The organism is Chryseobacterium defluvii, assembly GCF_014204415.1.
Lineage (GTDB): Bacteria > Bacteroidota > Bacteroidia > Flavobacteriales > Weeksellaceae > Chryseobacterium > Chryseobacterium defluvii_A.
Genome location: NZ_JACHLE010000002.1, coordinates 236,784 through 253,235, shown reverse-complemented (window position 1 = coordinate 253,235; position 16,452 = coordinate 236,784). Strand labels below are relative to the sequence as shown.

Genomic DNA, 16,452 nt, shown 5'->3' with positions numbered 1-16,452 from the left:
ACTGTCTTTTTTATGCTAGGTCTTTATTGTAAAATGCTCCTTTGTTTACCTTCATTTCCATAGACTGGGTAATGATGAGGTGGGCAACGGTGGTTAAGTTCCTCAATTCTGATAATTGGGGCGATAGAATAGAATAGTGGTAAATTTCATCAACGGCAGCTGCAATTTCCTGATGCTTCTGTAAAGCCATTTTCAGACGGCTGTTGCTTCTTACAATGCTTACCAGGTCACTCATCATTTCCTGAAGCTGTTTTCTCAGATAGCTTATGATCACCATCTCATCCATGATTTTCATACCTTCTTCGTTCCATTCAGGAACGGCTTTCAGGTCTTCAAAGTTGAAATTATTTTCTTTTAACAATTCAACGGATTTCATAGCGGCATTATGCCCGAATACCAAACCTTCCAGTAAAGAATTGGAGGCGAGTCTGTTAGCGCCATGCAGGCCGGAATTCGTACATTCTCCCACGGCAAATAAATTTTTGATAGAGGATTGGCCGTCCTTGTCTACCTCAATACCTCCCATCAGGTAATGGCAGGCCGGAACAACAGGGATCAGTTGGGTGAAGGGATCAATGGCTTCGTCTTTACATTTTTTATAGATATTGGGAAAGTGCTCTAAGAACTTTTCGCGATCCATTTCACGGCAGTCAAGACCTACATACTCATCGCCGGTGATCTTCATTTCATTGTCAATGGCTCTGGCAACAATATCCCTTGAAGCCAGCTCTTCGCGCTCATCATATTTATGCATGAATTTTTCGCCTCTTTTGGTTCTTAGCTTAGCACCGTCTCCACGTACTGCTTCCGAGATCAGAAACAGCATTCCGTCAATTTTGCTGTACAGGGCAGTAGGGTGGAACTGGTAGTATTGCATATTCGAAACTTTGCCTTTTGCGCGGGCAACAAAAGCAATTCCGTCTCCTGTTGCAATAGTAGGATTTGTTGTATTTTTATAAACATGCCCGGCGCCTCCGGTGGCTACCAGGGTTATCTTTGAGGTGATCTTTTTGATCTGTTTGGACTTTTCATCCAAAATGTAGGCTCCGTAACAATGGATATCTCCCTCATTCAGCTCTTTCCCGGGAACGTGGTGCTGGGTAATAATATCGATTACGTAATGATGATCAAGGATCTCAATATTAGAGCTGCTATTGGCCGTTTCCAATAAGGCTCTCTCGATCTCGAATCCGGTAATATCTTTATGATGGACGATCCTGTTTTCTGTGTGGCCGCCTTCTCTTCCCAAAGCAAATTTGCCATTCTTCATATCGAAATTAGCTCCCCATTCTACGATTTCGTTAAATCGGGTAGGTGCTTCTTTCACAACCATTTCCACTACATCGCGTTTGTTTTCACCGTCGCCGGCACGCATGGTATCTTCAATATGCTTTTCAAAATTATCTTTTTTGAAATCGGTAACTACAGCCAGGCCTCCCTGCGCATACTTGGTATTGCTTTCGTCCTCATCAGATTTTGTAACTACGATTATTTTGGCATCAGGAAGCTGTTCAGAAACTTTAATGGCATAAGAAAGTCCCGAAATACCGGAACCTATTACTAATACATCCGCTTTTATCATAGGTTTGTTTTAAGACAATTGTCTAAAATAGTTAAATAAATTTAAACAATTTTTCATTTGGTTTTCTTACTTTTTTCATGTGCTGGAAATGATCTTCTTCAGAGCGGTATCCCAAAGCCAGAGTAACGGTTACTTTTTCTGTTTCGGGATTGATCTCTAAAATTTCTTCTATAATATCCTGGCGGAAGCCTTCCATAGGGCAGGTATCTATATTTTCAATGGCCGCTGTATACATCATATTGGCCAGAACAATATAAGACTGCTTTTCTGCCCAGTTGAAAATTTCCTCACTGGTTTTTTGGGTAATATGCTGATTGATGCTATTCCTGAAAGGATCAAGCGTTTCTAATGAAACGTCCCTTACTTCGGAAATATGATTAAAATAGCCATGGATATAGCTTTCATCAATGTTTTTTTTTGAAACAATAACAACCAGATGGGAGCAGGTGGAGATCTGAGACGGGTTGTAAAAAGCCGGAATTAGTTTTTGCTTCATCTCATCAGTTTCAACCACTAAAATTTTGTAGGGCTGAAGGCCAAGCGAGCTTGCAGATAATTTTCCTGATTCAAGGATATTATGAAGTGTTTCCTGAGGAATGATTTCTCTATTAAATTTTTTCACAGAATATCTTCTGCTCAAAGCTTCCAAATAATTCATAGGACAAATTTAGGAATTGAATGCGAATAAAATAGCCTTGAGATAAAATATCTGTTGCGAAATGTCGAACCGTTTTAAACTTAAAAAACCATTAAGTAAAGGATAGTTAAGATTGCTCATTCTGATTTTTAAGCTTAAAACGGGGATTATCTTAATATTCTTAATAACTTCTTGTATCTTAATGGTTCAAAAAGTAAAAGCTTACATTAAAAAAGCACCGGCTCAAACTCTGACCGGTGCTTTAATTGAATAGAATATTTATTTAGACTTATTCCCTGTTTTTTACCAAAACCCAGCCTGTATATTTTGTTGGCGTATTGTTTTTATCATTTTCGTTCCAGGTGACCACATACCAGTATGTGCCGGTAATGATCTTTTTACCGGAGGCGGTTCCGTCCCACTTAAAGTTTCTGAGCTTGTCGGCTTCATAAAGTTTATTTCCGTATCTGTCATATATTACGAGCATCAGATTCTTTTTATAGGCTAATACGGAATAATCAATAACATCATTAACATTATCGCCGTTTGGAGTAATAGCATTGATTAAATTAGGGACTGTGATGGTGATGTGAATAGGTTCACAATCATAAAAATCCTTTACAAAAATTTTATGATCACCTCTGGAAAGTCCACTGAATACATTAGATTCCTGCCAGCTGATCCCGTCTAAAGAGTATTGATAAGCCGGTGTTCCGCCTGTTACATTGATGGCAATGGTACTATTAGTGATATCAACCCCTGAAATGACAGGCTGTGATGAAGGATTAACTTTTACTGTCTGAGTGGTGATGCAGCTTCCTGTTTTCAGTTTTACCCAATAAATGCCCACGGGAATATCTGATATGGATTGTGTGGTAGCACCTGTGCTCCATTCATACCCGTCAAATCCTGGTCCGGCATCCAAAGTTGTTTTGTCGTCAATACAGATCGTTTTATCTTTTAAAACCGATGACAGTACCGGAGACAGGACAATAAGGTTGATCTTAACAATAGTATAACAGTTGTTAGCGTCAATCACTCTTACGTATACAGTACCATTTGGGGCAACATATGTAGAAGGGTTTACAATTTCATTGGTGCCGCTGATGGCATTGGCTAAAGAAGAGTAATACTTTTTAACTGCACTGCCTAATGGTGTTACATTGGCAGAAGTTAGATTAAATAGTGCTTTTGATGGATCTGCATCAATGAAGCAGGAGCGCAGTGTGGCTTCATTTACTGTAATTGCGGGGTAAAAGGCCAGATTAATTTTTGCTGTGCCGGTACATCCCTGAGGCGTGGTTACTTTTACATATACGCTTCCCGGGGCAGACGGGTAGCTGGCCGGGGTAAGGATCTCATTGGTTCCGGCGTTCAGGTCATTCAATGTTTTGTAATATTTCTTAGTAACGCCCGGTACTCCTGTGACGTTGGCAGTGGTAAGATCGAAAATTGCAGTTCCTGCATTGTTGTTATTACATCCCGTTAATGTCGCCTCATTGGCTGTGAACGGAGCCAGAGATAATAAAATAGTACCGTCTGGATTATCACATAAAATAGAAGAATTGTCCTTCACCCTTACCGAAATGGTAGTATTGGCATTAAATTGAAAATTAGCAGGATTGGCAATAGGAGTCGAATTTCCTAAAACATAATAAGTAAACGTATAATTCGCAGGATTGGCTACAAACTGAGAATTGAATGCCGTTAAATTTGCTGTTCCGTATCCGTTAGACGGGTTGGGACAAAAAGATTGAGATACGGAATTCTGAAGGAGGGAAACCTTATCAGTATATACTTTTACATTTTTAATAGAATGCCTTGCGCTTGCTGCTCCCGTGGATGCCGAGAAGCCGAAATATCCTTGGGTCATTCCTGCGGCAGTTCCCGAAGGAGCAAAAGACTGGCTTACAATCGAAGTGTTATCGATCTTGATGGTGATGATCCAGTTGGCGGCATTAGCGGGATCTACCTCCCCGGTTACTTCCACATGCTTATAATTAGCTCCCACAAATGGTTGGGTAGGGTTGAGATCTGCAGAATGGAAGGTGCTTCCAGGCGTATTGTTGAACTCTATATTCGAGCCTGCCGTATTATTGGTACCATACAGAAGGTGAACTTTGCTCATCTGTCCTTCCGTGGTATTGTTGAAAATATCGAAACCTACCATCAGTCCCGTAGCATTGGCTGGAATACCAAGACCGCCACCGGTAACATATGCTGCAGGAGGATTGGCTAAATACCAGAAAGCAAAACCATCTCCCCGCCCGTAAGTGGGAGTTCCGTTACCATCAATTCTGAAGTCGAATTCAACCCTCCATTTGTCACAGTATTTCAGGTTGATAGGGGCGTTCAGCTTGATACCGCCTACTTTTGAGGTCTGGTCGGTGGTAAGCTGTATGAAATCCGTATTAACTGCCGCAGAAGGAACAACATCCCATCCGGTGGTATTTACCGGGTTGCCAGTAAGTTGATAAGTTTGGGATAAAAGGCTTCCGGAAAGACAAAATAAAATAAGGGTAAAGTAAGTTAGTAGTTTTTTATTCATTTAGGAATACTTTATAATTAGATTACGTAAAGATATTAAATCCTAATTGATAAATGTGTAATTAATGTTAATTTTGTTAAAAAATATTAATATTAAATAATAAATGATAACAATATTGATAAAATAGTGAATGGGATTAAGCTAAAATTGATATTTCTGAAAATTAAAAGAGAGAATTGCTTTCCTGATTCTCAAAATAAGTATCAATTTCCAGATTACCGGAATTGGCTGCTGCCACAGCAAGGCGGTCGCACAATTCATTTTCCGGATGTCCGGCATGGCCTTTTATCCAGTGCATTTTTGGATTGTGTTTCTGATAAAGAGGGATAAATTTTTGCCAGAGATCGGGATTCTTGACATTTTTCCAGCCTCTTTTTATCCAGCCGGAGATCCAGTTCTGATTAATGGCATCGGCTACGTACTTACTATCGGTAAAAATATGAATATCATTTTCCGTAGATTTCAACTTCTCCAAAGCGGTAATAACAGCGAGGAGCTCCATCCTGTTGTTGGTGGTTTTCCTGAAACCTTTTGAAAAAGTTTTCTGATAATTTTTTTCAGGAACGCGCATAAGAATTCCATATCCTCCTTTTCCGGGATTTCCACTGCAGGCTCCGTCAGTAAATATATCGATTCTCAAATTTCAGAATTTTATAAACAGGAATATAAATTTTAATAGTGAATTGCTTCAAATATTAGAATGGAAAATCTTCATCATCATCAAGGTCATTCATAGAAGAACCGGATAATTGTGAATTATTAGGCAGGTCAAAAGCCGCTCCGGGCTGTATGGTCGTTCTTATTTTGTCAAAGCCGCCGGGCTCATTAAAATTGGATGATGACGGATATCCCATTCCTCCATACACAGCATCCAGATCACCGAATTTTGCAATATTCTTCATGAAAGAAAGTCTTACATCGGCCGTTGCCCCGTTTCTGTGCTTGGCAATAATGATCTCGGCCTGGTTTTCGGTTGAGCTTTCCTGTCCTGCCTCATCATTATCCCATACGGCAATTTTATAATATTCCGGCCTGAAAATAAAGGATACGATATCTGCATCCTGTTCAATGGCTCCCGATTCCCTTAAATCTGAGAGTTGTGGTCTTTTTCCAGGACGCGTTTCAACACTTCTTGACAGCTGGGAAAGGGCAATTACAGGAACGTTCAGTTCTTTGGCAATGGCCTTTAATGAACGGGATATCATGGCGATTTCCTGTTCACGGTTTCCGGCTCCTTTTCCACCGCTGCTTGCAGTCATCAACTGAAGGTAGTCTACCATGATGATCCTTACTCCATGCTGCATAACAAGTCTTCGGCATTTTGCACGGAAGTCGAAGATAGACAGGGACGGGGTTTCGTCAATAAAAAGCGGTGCATTTTCCAGTTCCGATACATTGGAAAACAGCCTCTGCCATTCATCATCTGCCATGGTTCCCTTTCTTAGCTTTTCGGAAGAAATACCCGTTTCTGATGCGATCATCCTTGTGATAAGCTGTACCGAAGCCATCTCCAGGGAGAAAAGGGCCATAGGAATCTTGTGTCCTACTGCAATATTTCTCGCCATGGAAAGCAGGAATGCAGTTTTACCCATCGCCGGACGGGCAGCAATAATGATAAGGTCGGAATTCTGCCATCCGCCGGTTTCCTTATCCAAATCTCTGAATCCGGATGGCACACCGGAAAGCCCTTCTTTATCTTTCAATGATTTTATGGTATCAATAGCTTGTTTTACTAAAGAGTTTGCTGTGTCAAATCCTTTTTTGATGGTTCCGTTGGTGATTTCAAAAAATGACTGTTCGGCTTTATCCAAAAGCTCAAACACATCCGTTGATTCTTTATAGGAAGAATCAATAACGTTGGCTGATACGTTGATCAGGCTTCTTAAAATATATTTTTCAAGGATAACCCGGACGTGGTATTCAATATGGGCTGAGGAGCTTACTCCCATGGTAAGATCAATAATATAATGATCACCGCCGGCAGCACTAAGTTTTTCCTCTTTTTTAAGTTCCTGAATGATGGTCATAAGGTCAACCGGATGGTTTCCTTCATATAATTTTAAAATGGTAGAAAAGATAACCTGATGTCTCGGGTCATAGAAAACTTCTGAGGTAAGGAGGTCAATAGAATAATCAAGGCCTTTCTTGTCTATCAAAAAGGTTCCGATCACCAGCCTTTCAAAGTCTACCGCATTAGGCGGCATTTTACCATCTGAAATAGATAGTTCCTTAGCAAAATTTCCGTGGGTAAGAGATGATAGTGTTTCTTTCTGAGCCATGTTGCAAAGATAACTTATTTGGAAAATAATCAGAAAATAGTAACTAACATTTTATTGCTGAATTGTTTCAAAATCTTATTAATAAAGGGTTGAAGTATGTTGATAAAAAAATCACCCCGGTTAAGGGGTGATTTTTAATACTATTTAAAAAACTGAATTATTCTTTGTTTTTTACCAATACCCAGCCGCTGTATTGGGTCTGTGTATTGTTTTTATCATTCTCATTCCAGGTTATGGTATACCAGTAAGTACCAGTAATAATCTTTTTACCGAAAGCGGTCCCGTCCCATTTGAAGTTTCTAAGCTTATCTGCCTGGTATAACTTGTTTCCGTATCTGTCAAATACGACGAATACCAGATTTTTCTTATAGGCCAGTGCAGAATAATCTATAACATCATTTACGTTGTCGCCGTTCGGAGTGATGGCGTTAAGAAGATTCGGAACTGTTACCTGAACTTCAATAGGAGTACAATCATAATCATCTTTTACGAATACTTTGTTTTCACCCCTTATAAGTCCGGTAAATACATTGGAATCCTGCCAGATGATACCATCCTGTGAATACTTGTACGGAGCTTTTCCTCCGGATACATTCACCGTAATTGTATTATTGGCAATATCAACGCTTGCAATTACAGGCTGTTGGGAAGGATGTATTTTTACTTCCTGCATTGTAAAGCACTTTCCTGTCTGCAGTTTTACCCAGTAAGATCCTACACCCATTCCTGAGATAGACTGGGTCGTAGCTCCCGTACTCCATTCGTAGCTGGTAAATCCTGGTCCTGCATCCAGGGTTGTCCTGTCTTCCATACAAATGGTCTGGTCTTTCAGAACAGATGATTTTACAGGAGGAAGAACTTTAAGGCTTATTTTGGAAATAGCAAAACATCCGTTAGCGCTTATTACTCTTACATATACCTCACTTGTGGTGGCAATATAGGCTGTGGACCCTACAATCTCATTCGTCAGGTTCAGGGCGTCATTATAAGTCTTATAGAATTTTTTTGTAATTCCGCTTTGAGATGAAACATCGGCTATATTCAGGTCGAAAGCTGCTGTTGTTATATTGCTTTCTATGTAGCAGGACTCAAGTACAGCATCTCTAACCACAACTACCGGGTGGAAGGTTAGGGTGATCACTGCATCATCCGTACATCCTTCGGTAGAGGTTACCCTTACGTATACATTTTTTTCTATTGAAGTGTAGCTGGAAGGATTGGTGATTTCAACTCCTGCATTCATATCACTTAGCGTAGCATAATATTTCTTGGTAGATGCTCCTAAAAAAACGTTAGCACTTGTCAGATCAAATGTAGCCGTACCTGCACCGTTATTGTTACATGCATATACAATAGCGTCCTGAGCAACAATATTTCCTTGCCTGAACTTAAATTTCCCTGTCTGGAAACAACCGTTGGCAGCATTATTAGGGTTGGTAGGGTCCTGATATTTTATCCTGAAATAATATATGGTAGTCCCGTCTACCGTAGTTATCGTAAGCGGAGAATTTCCGGTAATTGCATCATTTGGGGTATTATGATAAGTAACGGTAAAGTTTACGTTACCATTTAAGATCCCTGATGTAAGAGTAGTGAAATCAAACTGCATAGGTAATGCACATTTTAAGATCTCATTAGGGTCATTGGGATTGGCAGCAGGAACTCCAGGGGTAATGAACGGATGAGGCGCAAGCGCAGGATCAGTAAAAGCCGAAGTAAGGGTAGCTGTTCCGCCCCATGCTAAAGAAAATCCGTTCGGGGAATTGCTATAATTATCGACTACCAGATAATAGGTTTCTCCGGCTACCACATCCATATAAGCGCTGAAAGGACCGTTGGTTGCTGTTCCCGTCAAAGTTGTAACCAAACCTGTGTTTCCCGGTGTTCCCGAGAAGTTACATCGTACGGGTGGGCTTAATGAACCACATGTCTGGTTCGGGCCATATACTCCAAAATCATAATCATCGCCATTGTCATTAGGATCAATTGTAAAAGTTAAGGTTCCTGAAGTAGCTATGGTAAAAGTGTACCATACGGAAAAGTTTTCATCATCGGATAAGCATCCCATAAGATCTTCAGCCACATTTCCAGGCCCTGTAGGGGTATAGGAAAGACCGGTATTACCACACACAGGAATTGCCGAAGTACAATCTGATTGTGAATAGTATAATTGAGTCAAAAAGAAAATTAAAAAAAATAATGATTTCCTCATTTTAAAATGATTTTTATAAAACAAAAATAGCGAAAATATAATAAAAATTAATATTTGTTCAACAGGACAAAAAGCCGCCTAAAAGGCGGCCTTTTAATATAATCAGTTAGTCTCTGTTTTTTACCATGATCCATCCGGAATACTTATACGGAGTACCGTTCTTGTCATTCTCATTCCACGTCACAGAATACCAGTAGTTTCCTGTAGATACCTTTTTCGTTCCATTTGTGGTTCCGTCCCATTTGTAACCATTGGATTTGTCAGCCTGGAATATCTTGCTGCCGTATCTGTCAAATACACTTACGATCAGATTTTGTTTACCGGCCAGTGCAGAATAATCGATGGCGTCATTGATTCCGTCACCGTTAGGTGTAATTACATTGATCAAATTCGGTACTACGACTGTAACCTGTATAGGCTCACAATCATAAGCATCCTTTACAAATATGGTATGATCACCTCTCGGAACATTATTAAAGACATTCGAATCCTGCCACACTACATTATCCATAGAATATTTATAAGGAGCTGTTCCCCCAATTACAGATACAGTGATCGTACTGCTTGAAATGTCTATATTGGAAATAACGGGCTGTTCAGCAGGATAAACTTTCACGGTCTGTGTCGTGATACAGTCTCCCGTTTTCAGTTTTACCCAATATGTTCCTACTCCTACATTGCTGATGGCTTGTGTGGTTTGCCCGTTACTCCAAAGGTAACTCGCAAATCCTGGTCCCGCATCTAAAGTCGTTTTGTCTTCCATACAGATGATTTTATCTTCCAGTACGTTAGATTTTACAGGCGGAAGCACTATTAATGTTACTTTAGCGACTGCATAACACCCCTGTGCATTGATTACTTTTACATAAACCACACCATTCGGGGCAATATATGCTGTAGGGGTTGTAATCTGATTCGTGCTGTTTACCGCATCTGCTAAAGAAGGATAATATTCTTTCGTCACTCCCAGTTGTAAAGTTACTGTAGCCACACTAAGGTTGAATGATGCTGTGGCCGGATTGGTCTCTATGAAACAGGATCTTAGCGTAGCGTCATTCACAGTTACTGTCGGGTGGAAGTTCAGCGTGATTTGCGCAGCGGCAGTACATCCGAATTCATTCGTCCCTTTTACAAAAACAGACCCTTCCGGAGATACGTATGCATATGGGGCTGTAATTTCACCGATGTTGTTATTAAGGTGATACATAGAAGGGTAATACTGCAATGTGATGTTAGGAGTTGCTCCTACATCCACGCTCATCAGGTCATATAATGCTGTTCCGGAATTATTGTTATTACATTCAGTAAGAGTTCCCGGATTCAATGTGAAAGACTTATCCTCAAAATTAATGGTCCTTATTTCCCGGCACTGATTTAAAAAGCTGGTCGGGCTGCCCGCGTCCACATAATAAATCGCATAGTGGTAAGTGGTTGCAGTATTTACAGAGACAGGTGTTGTAATTACGTCAATGTCATCCAAAGCGTCAGTGGCACTTTCGTAATATTTTACTATAAAATTAGGATTTCCGTTGATGATATGATTAGTCAATGTTGAAAAATCAAAAGTCACCGGATCACCGCACACCGGGATTATTCCATCCTGATTAGGCCCGGGCTCCAAAAACGGATGGGGTTGATAGATCTGGGCAGAATTATAATCAAATGGAGTAAGTAGCGTTGCCGTACCTCCAAAACTTAATGAGAATGGTGCAACCGTTGGAGAGAAATTGTTCAATAGTAAATAATATACCTGTCCCGGAACTACATCGATGTATTTTACAAAACCATCTCCGCCACCGCCTTCAGTAGTATCTGTTGCGGTCATATTAAGACCGGTAAGGGGAGGAGTAATGGAAGAAAATAATCCGGCATAGGAACATCTTAGCGGTGTGGCATTTACATTGGCACAATTGTGATTAGGCCCGTACAGTGCCCAGTCATAATCAATGTCCGCCGCTCCCGGACCTGTTGGGGTGATAAGAAAAGTTAATGTTCCGGCTGTTTGCACACTGAAAGTAAACCAGAAAGAGTTACTTTCACCAAACAGGCATCCTCCGGTCTCTGCCTCATCAACAGTTCCTGATCCGCTGGGAAGCATAGAGACACTGGTATCACTACATATGGGTACGGCAGTAGTACAATCCTGCTGGGCAAATATCGTTTGAGTGAAAAGAAAAAGAAAAATGAGTATATATTTTTTCATTTTTAGTCAATTTTGGGTTTTTAAATCCTGTTTATCTGTTTTGAAGTAGCTGTTTTCCCCAGCCAGGCGCAAAACTGTCTGAAGAGCTGTAAGAATCAAATCCTGTTAAAGCTTTTTGATACAGCTGACCGGCATCTGATTTTCCGGTAATGCTGTTAGCAGGGAACTTACTGGCCATTTCGGCTTTCAGATAAATTAATCTGGGATTATCAGGAAGGCTGTTTTCAGCTTTGGAGATATACTCTGAAATGGTACTTAAATCCTTTTGTTTGTTTGGAGAAGCATTAAGCAGGACCCTTTGAAGGTATATGAGCCCCAAGAGTGTCTGGATTTCTCCATTACTGCGTTGAGCACTCAACGCGCTCAGGGCATACTTGCCGGCAAGAGCATTAGGTTCCGCAAGGGCCGGGTTAATACCCTTTTTTAAAGCCAGATCGGTTTTAAGATATAAAGCTACTGCTGCATAATAGTGTGCTTTCCATTTTTCAGAAATATCATTCTCCGAAAATTTTTTAAAAAGAACATCATAGTCATTTGCTGTTTTAGCTGTGTTAAGCTGTAAAACAGATTGTTGTAAGGTTTTTTCTGTAGTAACTTGAGCTCTTGCCCAGAAGCCTGCTACGCAAAAGCCAATGAGTAGAAATTTTTTCATAAAGGGGAAGTTTTAATAAACAAAGATAGAAATTATTAATGGTTAATCAGATGTTTTGCAAAATTTTTAATAAAATTATTATCAATATTGCATTTTTCTCAATTTGGGATTTGTGCTTCCTACGAGTAATGCAATAAGTACGGTCATGCTTCCGCCAAACACTACAGAACGCACGACACCTAAAATCTTGGCCATCAGCCCGCTTTCAAACTGTCCCATTTCATTGCTGGACATAATGAAAATGGAGTTTACACTCAGAACGCGTCCGCGGATATGATCCGGAGTTTTCAGTTGTACAATAGTGCCGCGTATGACGACAGAAATGCCGTCAAGCATTCCGCTTAAGACCAGAAACATGAACGAAAGCCAGTAAAGGTGCGACAATCCGAAACCAATGATGCAAAGTCCGAAACCAGCCACTACCCCCAATAATATTTTTCCCTGGTTTTTCCGTAAAGGGATAATTGACAGGATAGTGATGATGCACATGGATCCTATATCTGATGCGGCATTCAGCAAACCGAAACCTTCAGCGCCCACCTTCAGAATATCAGTGGCATAGACGGGGATCATGGCTACTGCACCCCCAAAAAGTACGGCAAACATATCAAGACATAAGGCTCCTAATATTTCCTTGGTTTTGAAAATGTAGGTTACTCCCTCACGCATGCTTTCAATAACACCTACTGAATCGTTTTTGTTTTCGGAATATTGTTTATTAAGCTGCCAGAAGAATAAAGAAGCTATGATAATTAATAAAATGATAAAAACCAGGGTCCATTGAACTCCGAAGCTGCCGATAAGAAATCCCCCTGCCGCGTGCCCACAAACTGATGACGTTAAAAAAGTGGCCTGATTCAGGGTTACGGCATTGGGTAAATTGTCCTTTTTTACAATCTTAGGGATCATAGAAGGAACAATGGGACCTATGAAAGCCCGTGCAATTCCTGTAAAAAAAATAACACCATATATAAAGTAAGTTACCTGGTGACCCGTAAGATGCATTTCCGAATTAAAAAAGGCCGGGATCAAGAGTAAGCCTATCAGGAAAACATAAGCATAATTACAGATCAGCAGAAGTTTCTTTTTTTCATTCATGTCGATCACATGGCCGGCATATAAAGCACAGCTCACCGCAGGAATTACTTCCGAAAGCCCTATAAGTCCTATAGAAAAAGGGTCTTTCGTCAATTGGTACACCCACCATCCCAATAAAGTAGCAAGCATCCTGAAGGCTAAAACAATAAAAAATCTTCCCGTAAGAAGATTCCTGAATTCAACATTTTGCAATGTCTGTAACGGGGTCAACGAAATCATACACAAAAATAGCCCTAAATATTTATTTAAGGCTACCAGTATATTATTTTTTTAAATGATAAATCAAATCTATCCTGAAAGATAAAATCTATTTTAGTCTGCTCTGCTGGAGCTTAGAACAATAGCTGCCACACCTGCTGCCCCGATCACGGTAGCACCCGTCAGCACCCTTGATTTGGATCTGTCCTTTACTGCAGCCACATTAGATTTAGGGATGATAACCTCCGTACTGTCTTTTTTGCCGGCCGTACCGATCAGTTTATCACCGTCTATATTACGGAACAGCATTTTTTGATTTTTAGAACCGTCCTTCATGGTAACAATATACATCTTTCCGGCTTCTAAATTAGAATAATCGTTTTTGGAAACATCCTCACTGTATTTTGTAGTGGCACAGGATGAAATGACAAATAAAGACGTTAATAAAGAGGATTTTAAAAGTACAGATGCTTTCATTATTATTTTTTAGTTTTCCAAATTTATAATTTTTTTCCAATATACGTTTCCGGAATCGAAAAAATGTGTCTAAAGTTTATATAATTCCAATAAATCTGCAATTTTTCTGTCATTGGCCAGCCTTGGTGTTTTATTCTGGCCGCCAAGCTTGCCCTGCGATTTGGCATATTCATGAAAGGCGTTCTTTTTCAGTCTGCTGATATGAAGCGGCTGAAGAATGTTTCCCGAGATCAGGTCATCATAATACGTATTACGCTTTCTGAGCTGTTCATCAAGCTCATTCTGGAATGTCTCCGTGTTTTGTGGTTCCTTTTCGAATTCAATAAACCATTCATGATAAGGTAGTCCCGTATGTGGATTTACCTGTGGAGCAAGGTGGAACTCGGTGATCTGTGCAGGATACTTTTCCAGAGTGGCTTTAATTGCTTCTTCCGCTTCAAATGCAATCACATGTTCTCCAAAAGCAGAAGTGAAATGTTTGGTTCTTCCGCTTACCAATATCCTGTGCGGATTTTTGTCAATAAACCGTACCACATCACCAATGGAATACCCCCACAATCCGGAATTTGTTGTTAAAATCAGAGCGTAATCCTTGTTAAGTTCAATCTCCTGTAAAGTCAGCCTTCTGGCATTGGTCTTTCCATACTCTTCCAGAGGGATGAATTCGTAGAAGATCCCGTGATTGGTTAAAAGCAAGAGCCCTTCTTTCGTATAATCGTCCTGAAATGCGAAAAAACCTTCCGATGCAGGAAAGGTCTGGATAATATCCACTTTTCCGCCCAGCAGGTCTTCCATCTTATCGCGATAAGGTTCGTAATTGACACCACCGGTAACAATAAGCTGGAGATTGGGAAAAATTTGTTTGATTTTTTTTCCGTGTTTCTCCGTCAATTTTTCAAAATACATGATCAGCCAGGGCGGTATCCCGGAGATTAGGGACATATTTTCCTTTTCCGTTTCCTCTACAATCTTATCCAATTTGGCTTCCCAGTCTTCCATGATGTTGGTTTCCCAGCTGGGTAAACGGTTTTTTTGTAAATAATTGGGGATATGATGGGCTACAATACCGGAAAGCCGGCCTGTTTTTATGCCGTAAATCTCTTCCAGTTCAGGGCTTCCCTGCAGGAATATCATTTTTCCCGCAACGAAATCGGCATTGTTTTTCCGGGCGATATAATGAAATAATGCACTTTGGGCCCCGGCAATCTGATAAGGCATGCCTTCTTTGGAGATCGGAATGTATTTGGAGCCCGAAGTAGTGCCTGAAGTTTTAGCAAAATATTCAGGAGTGTCTGTCCAGAGAATGTTGGCTTGCCCTTTTTTTACCCGTTCGATATAAGGCTTCATGTCCTCATAATCGGAAACTGGAACCCTTTCCTGAAAATCTTTTACGGAATGTATGTTTTCAAAATCATGTTCCCGTCCATAGAGGGTTTTCTTGGCGGTTTCCACAAGAGATAAAAGAAGCTCCTCCTGCTTTTTTTGTGGATTTTGCTTAAATTCCTCTGCTTTTTGAACGTGCTTTTTGGCCCAGGTGAGTGCTATTTTTTTCTTGAGAAAGTTTAACATGGCTCAAATTTATAAATAACTGGAGAAACTGATGTCATCCTTAGGCTATAAAAAACCGGTGAAATATCTCACCGGTTTCGAAATTTGATTATGAAAATAACAACTATATAATGAGTTTATTTGTTCTCTTTATACCTTTTGTCGGGGGTGCCGTCTTTTTTAAGCTTTTTGTTTTCCTTATATCTTTTGTCAGGTGTGCCGTCTTTCTTCAGTTTGGCTGCCGGTTTTACAGACTTGGACTGAGACGCTTTCAGTGTTTTTGTAGTCTGGTGGGTGCTGCTTCCTGTGGCGGGAGCTGTTTGCTGGGCAGTTGCAAGTCCTAATCCCAAGATCAATGACATTGCGGTTAAAAATTTTCTCATAAGGAATGCTTTTTTTGTTGAATAAAGGTATGCAAAAAACCGATTTGAGAATTGGGTTTTTGGAAACTTAACTAAAGTTTATTACTGCTTAAAAAAATATTAAAGTCGTTTATAATGCCATAAAAAACCTGTCTCCTACAATACGGAAACAGGCTGTTTATTATATTAAATGGATTTATCGTGTACAGTTGGCGGTCCAGGTTCTTCCGTCTTTGGTGTAGAAGATCTTTAGTTCATTATTATCTATCCTGATATATGAAGTGCCTGTTGATCCTATCATGACCAGAGTGTGGTCTCCCTGCTGCTCAAATTCGATTCCGTTAAGATCGGGAATGCTGTTGGAGAAGGCGAAGTTATATTTTGTGCCGCTTGCGATTTTAGTGACAAATACGCTTCCGTCATTGGTGCTGATATCAGTGTCTGAATCATCATAAGAAACACTGCCGCGGTAGGTTCCTGCAAAGAAGTCATTGTTGGTTGGGTCATCATCATCGCTGCATGAAGAAAAACTGATCACTGTGAAAAAGACCAGTACAAAAATTCCTAAAATTCTAATTGCTTTTCTCATAATATTATTTTTTTAAAGTTGGTAAGGTGGATTTTTCAAACATTATGCCATGTGGGGATAATTGATT

At 40.2% G+C, this 16,452-nt stretch carries 13 protein-coding genes; all 13 read right to left on the bottom strand.

Annotated elements, in window-relative coordinates:
• Positions 1-10 precede the first annotated feature (10 nt).
• The 13 genes from nadB to HNP38_RS09500 all read right to left on the bottom strand — a co-directional run bounded on the left by nadB (position 11) and on the right by HNP38_RS09500 (position 16,385).
• Entirely contained in the window at positions 11-1,582 is a 1,572-nt protein-coding gene (nadB, locus tag HNP38_RS09560; RefSeq protein ID WP_184188406.1) for an L-aspartate oxidase, read from the bottom strand.
• A gap of 31 nt (positions 1,583-1,613) precedes the next feature.
• On the bottom strand, positions 1,614-2,240 hold the full coding sequence (locus HNP38_RS09555; RefSeq protein ID WP_184188403.1) for an NAD(P)H-dependent oxidoreductase: 627 nt from the start codon (positions 2,238-2,240) through the stop codon (positions 1,614-1,616).
• Positions 2,241-2,508: 268 nt separating this feature from the next.
• Entirely contained in the window at positions 2,509-4,767 is a 2,259-nt protein-coding gene (locus HNP38_RS09550; RefSeq protein ID WP_184188398.1) for a T9SS type B sorting domain-containing protein, read from the bottom strand.
• 163 nt (positions 4,768-4,930) lie between these two features.
• Positions 4,931-5,407 carry a ribonuclease HI gene (gene rnhA, locus HNP38_RS09545; protein WP_184188394.1) on the bottom strand — a complete coding sequence of 159 codons (477 nt, stop codon included), beginning with the start codon at positions 5,405-5,407 and terminating at the stop codon, positions 4,931-4,933.
• 55 nt (positions 5,408-5,462) lie between these two features.
• The gene (dnaB, locus tag HNP38_RS09540) at positions 5,463-7,046 is read right to left on the bottom strand and encodes a replicative DNA helicase (RefSeq protein ID WP_184188391.1); all 1,584 of its coding nucleotides are present in this window, start codon (positions 7,044-7,046) and stop codon (positions 5,463-5,465) included.
• Positions 7,047-7,203: 157 nt separating this feature from the next.
• The gene (locus HNP38_RS09535) at positions 7,204-9,258 is read right to left on the bottom strand and encodes a T9SS type B sorting domain-containing protein (protein WP_184188388.1); all 2,055 of its coding nucleotides are present in this window, start codon (positions 9,256-9,258) and stop codon (positions 7,204-7,206) included.
• Positions 9,259-9,364: 106 nt separating this feature from the next.
• On the bottom strand, positions 9,365-11,461 hold the full coding sequence (locus HNP38_RS09530) for a T9SS type B sorting domain-containing protein (RefSeq protein ID WP_184188385.1): 2,097 nt from the start codon (positions 11,459-11,461) through the stop codon (positions 9,365-9,367).
• A 31-nt stretch (positions 11,462-11,492) separates the two neighbouring features.
• Positions 11,493-12,113 (bottom strand): hypothetical protein, encoded by a 621-nt coding sequence (locus tag HNP38_RS09525; RefSeq protein WP_184188382.1) that lies wholly within the window; start codon positions 12,111-12,113, stop codon positions 11,493-11,495.
• Between the two features lie 81 nt (positions 12,114-12,194).
• The gene (locus HNP38_RS09520) at positions 12,195-13,430 is read right to left on the bottom strand and encodes an MFS transporter (RefSeq protein WP_184188377.1); all 1,236 of its coding nucleotides are present in this window, start codon (positions 13,428-13,430) and stop codon (positions 12,195-12,197) included.
• Positions 13,431-13,523: 93 nt separating this feature from the next.
• The gene (locus tag HNP38_RS09515; RefSeq protein ID WP_184188374.1) at positions 13,524-13,886 is read right to left on the bottom strand and encodes a hypothetical protein; all 363 of its coding nucleotides are present in this window, start codon (positions 13,884-13,886) and stop codon (positions 13,524-13,526) included.
• Positions 13,887-13,955: 69 nt separating this feature from the next.
• Positions 13,956-15,455, bottom strand: coding sequence for a GH3 auxin-responsive promoter family protein (locus HNP38_RS09510; protein ID WP_184188371.1), 1,500 nt, complete (start codon positions 15,453-15,455; stop codon positions 13,956-13,958).
• Between the two features lie 116 nt (positions 15,456-15,571).
• Positions 15,572-15,817, bottom strand: a complete 246-nt coding sequence (locus HNP38_RS09505; RefSeq protein WP_184188368.1) for a hypothetical protein — start codon at positions 15,815-15,817, stop codon at positions 15,572-15,574.
• Between the two features lie 175 nt (positions 15,818-15,992).
• A complete protein-coding gene (locus HNP38_RS09500) occupies positions 15,993-16,385 on the bottom strand; it encodes a hypothetical protein (RefSeq protein WP_184188365.1) in 393 nt (130 codons plus the stop codon).
• Positions 16,386-16,452 lie beyond the last annotated feature (67 nt).

Bases quoted from the DNA above. Each gene is read 5' to 3' on its own strand.
- HNP38_RS09510 (WP_184188371.1), bottom strand. From the start codon at position 15,455: ATGTTAAACTTTCTCAAGAAAAAAATAGCACTCACCTGGGCCAAAAAG.
- nadB (WP_184188406.1), bottom strand. From the start codon at position 1,582: ATGATAAAAGCGGATGTATTAGTAATAGGTTCCGGTATTTCGGGACTT.
- HNP38_RS09555 (WP_184188403.1), bottom strand. From the start codon at position 2,240: ATGAATTATTTGGAAGCTTTGAGCAGAAGATATTCTGTGAAAAAATTT.
- HNP38_RS09535 (WP_184188388.1), bottom strand. From the start codon at position 9,258: ATGAGGAAATCATTATTTTTTTTAATTTTCTTTTTGACTCAATTATAC.
- HNP38_RS09515 (WP_184188374.1), bottom strand. From the start codon at position 13,886: ATGAAAGCATCTGTACTTTTAAAATCCTCTTTATTAACGTCTTTATTT.
- HNP38_RS09550 (WP_184188398.1), bottom strand. From the start codon at position 4,767: ATGAATAAAAAACTACTAACTTACTTTACCCTTATTTTATTTTGTCTT.
- dnaB (WP_184188391.1), bottom strand. From the start codon at position 7,046: ATGGCTCAGAAAGAAACACTATCATCTCTTACCCACGGAAATTTTGCT.
- HNP38_RS09530 (WP_184188385.1), bottom strand. From the start codon at position 11,461: ATGAAAAAATATATACTCATTTTTCTTTTTCTTTTCACTCAAACGATA.
- HNP38_RS09505 (WP_184188368.1), bottom strand. From the start codon at position 15,817: ATGAGAAAATTTTTAACCGCAATGTCATTGATCTTGGGATTAGGACTT.
- HNP38_RS09520 (WP_184188377.1), bottom strand. From the start codon at position 13,430: ATGATTTCGTTGACCCCGTTACAGACATTGCAAAATGTTGAATTCAGG.
- HNP38_RS09525 (WP_184188382.1), bottom strand. From the start codon at position 12,113: ATGAAAAAATTTCTACTCATTGGCTTTTGCGTAGCAGGCTTCTGGGCA.
- HNP38_RS09500 (WP_184188365.1), bottom strand. From the start codon at position 16,385: ATGAGAAAAGCAATTAGAATTTTAGGAATTTTTGTACTGGTCTTTTTC.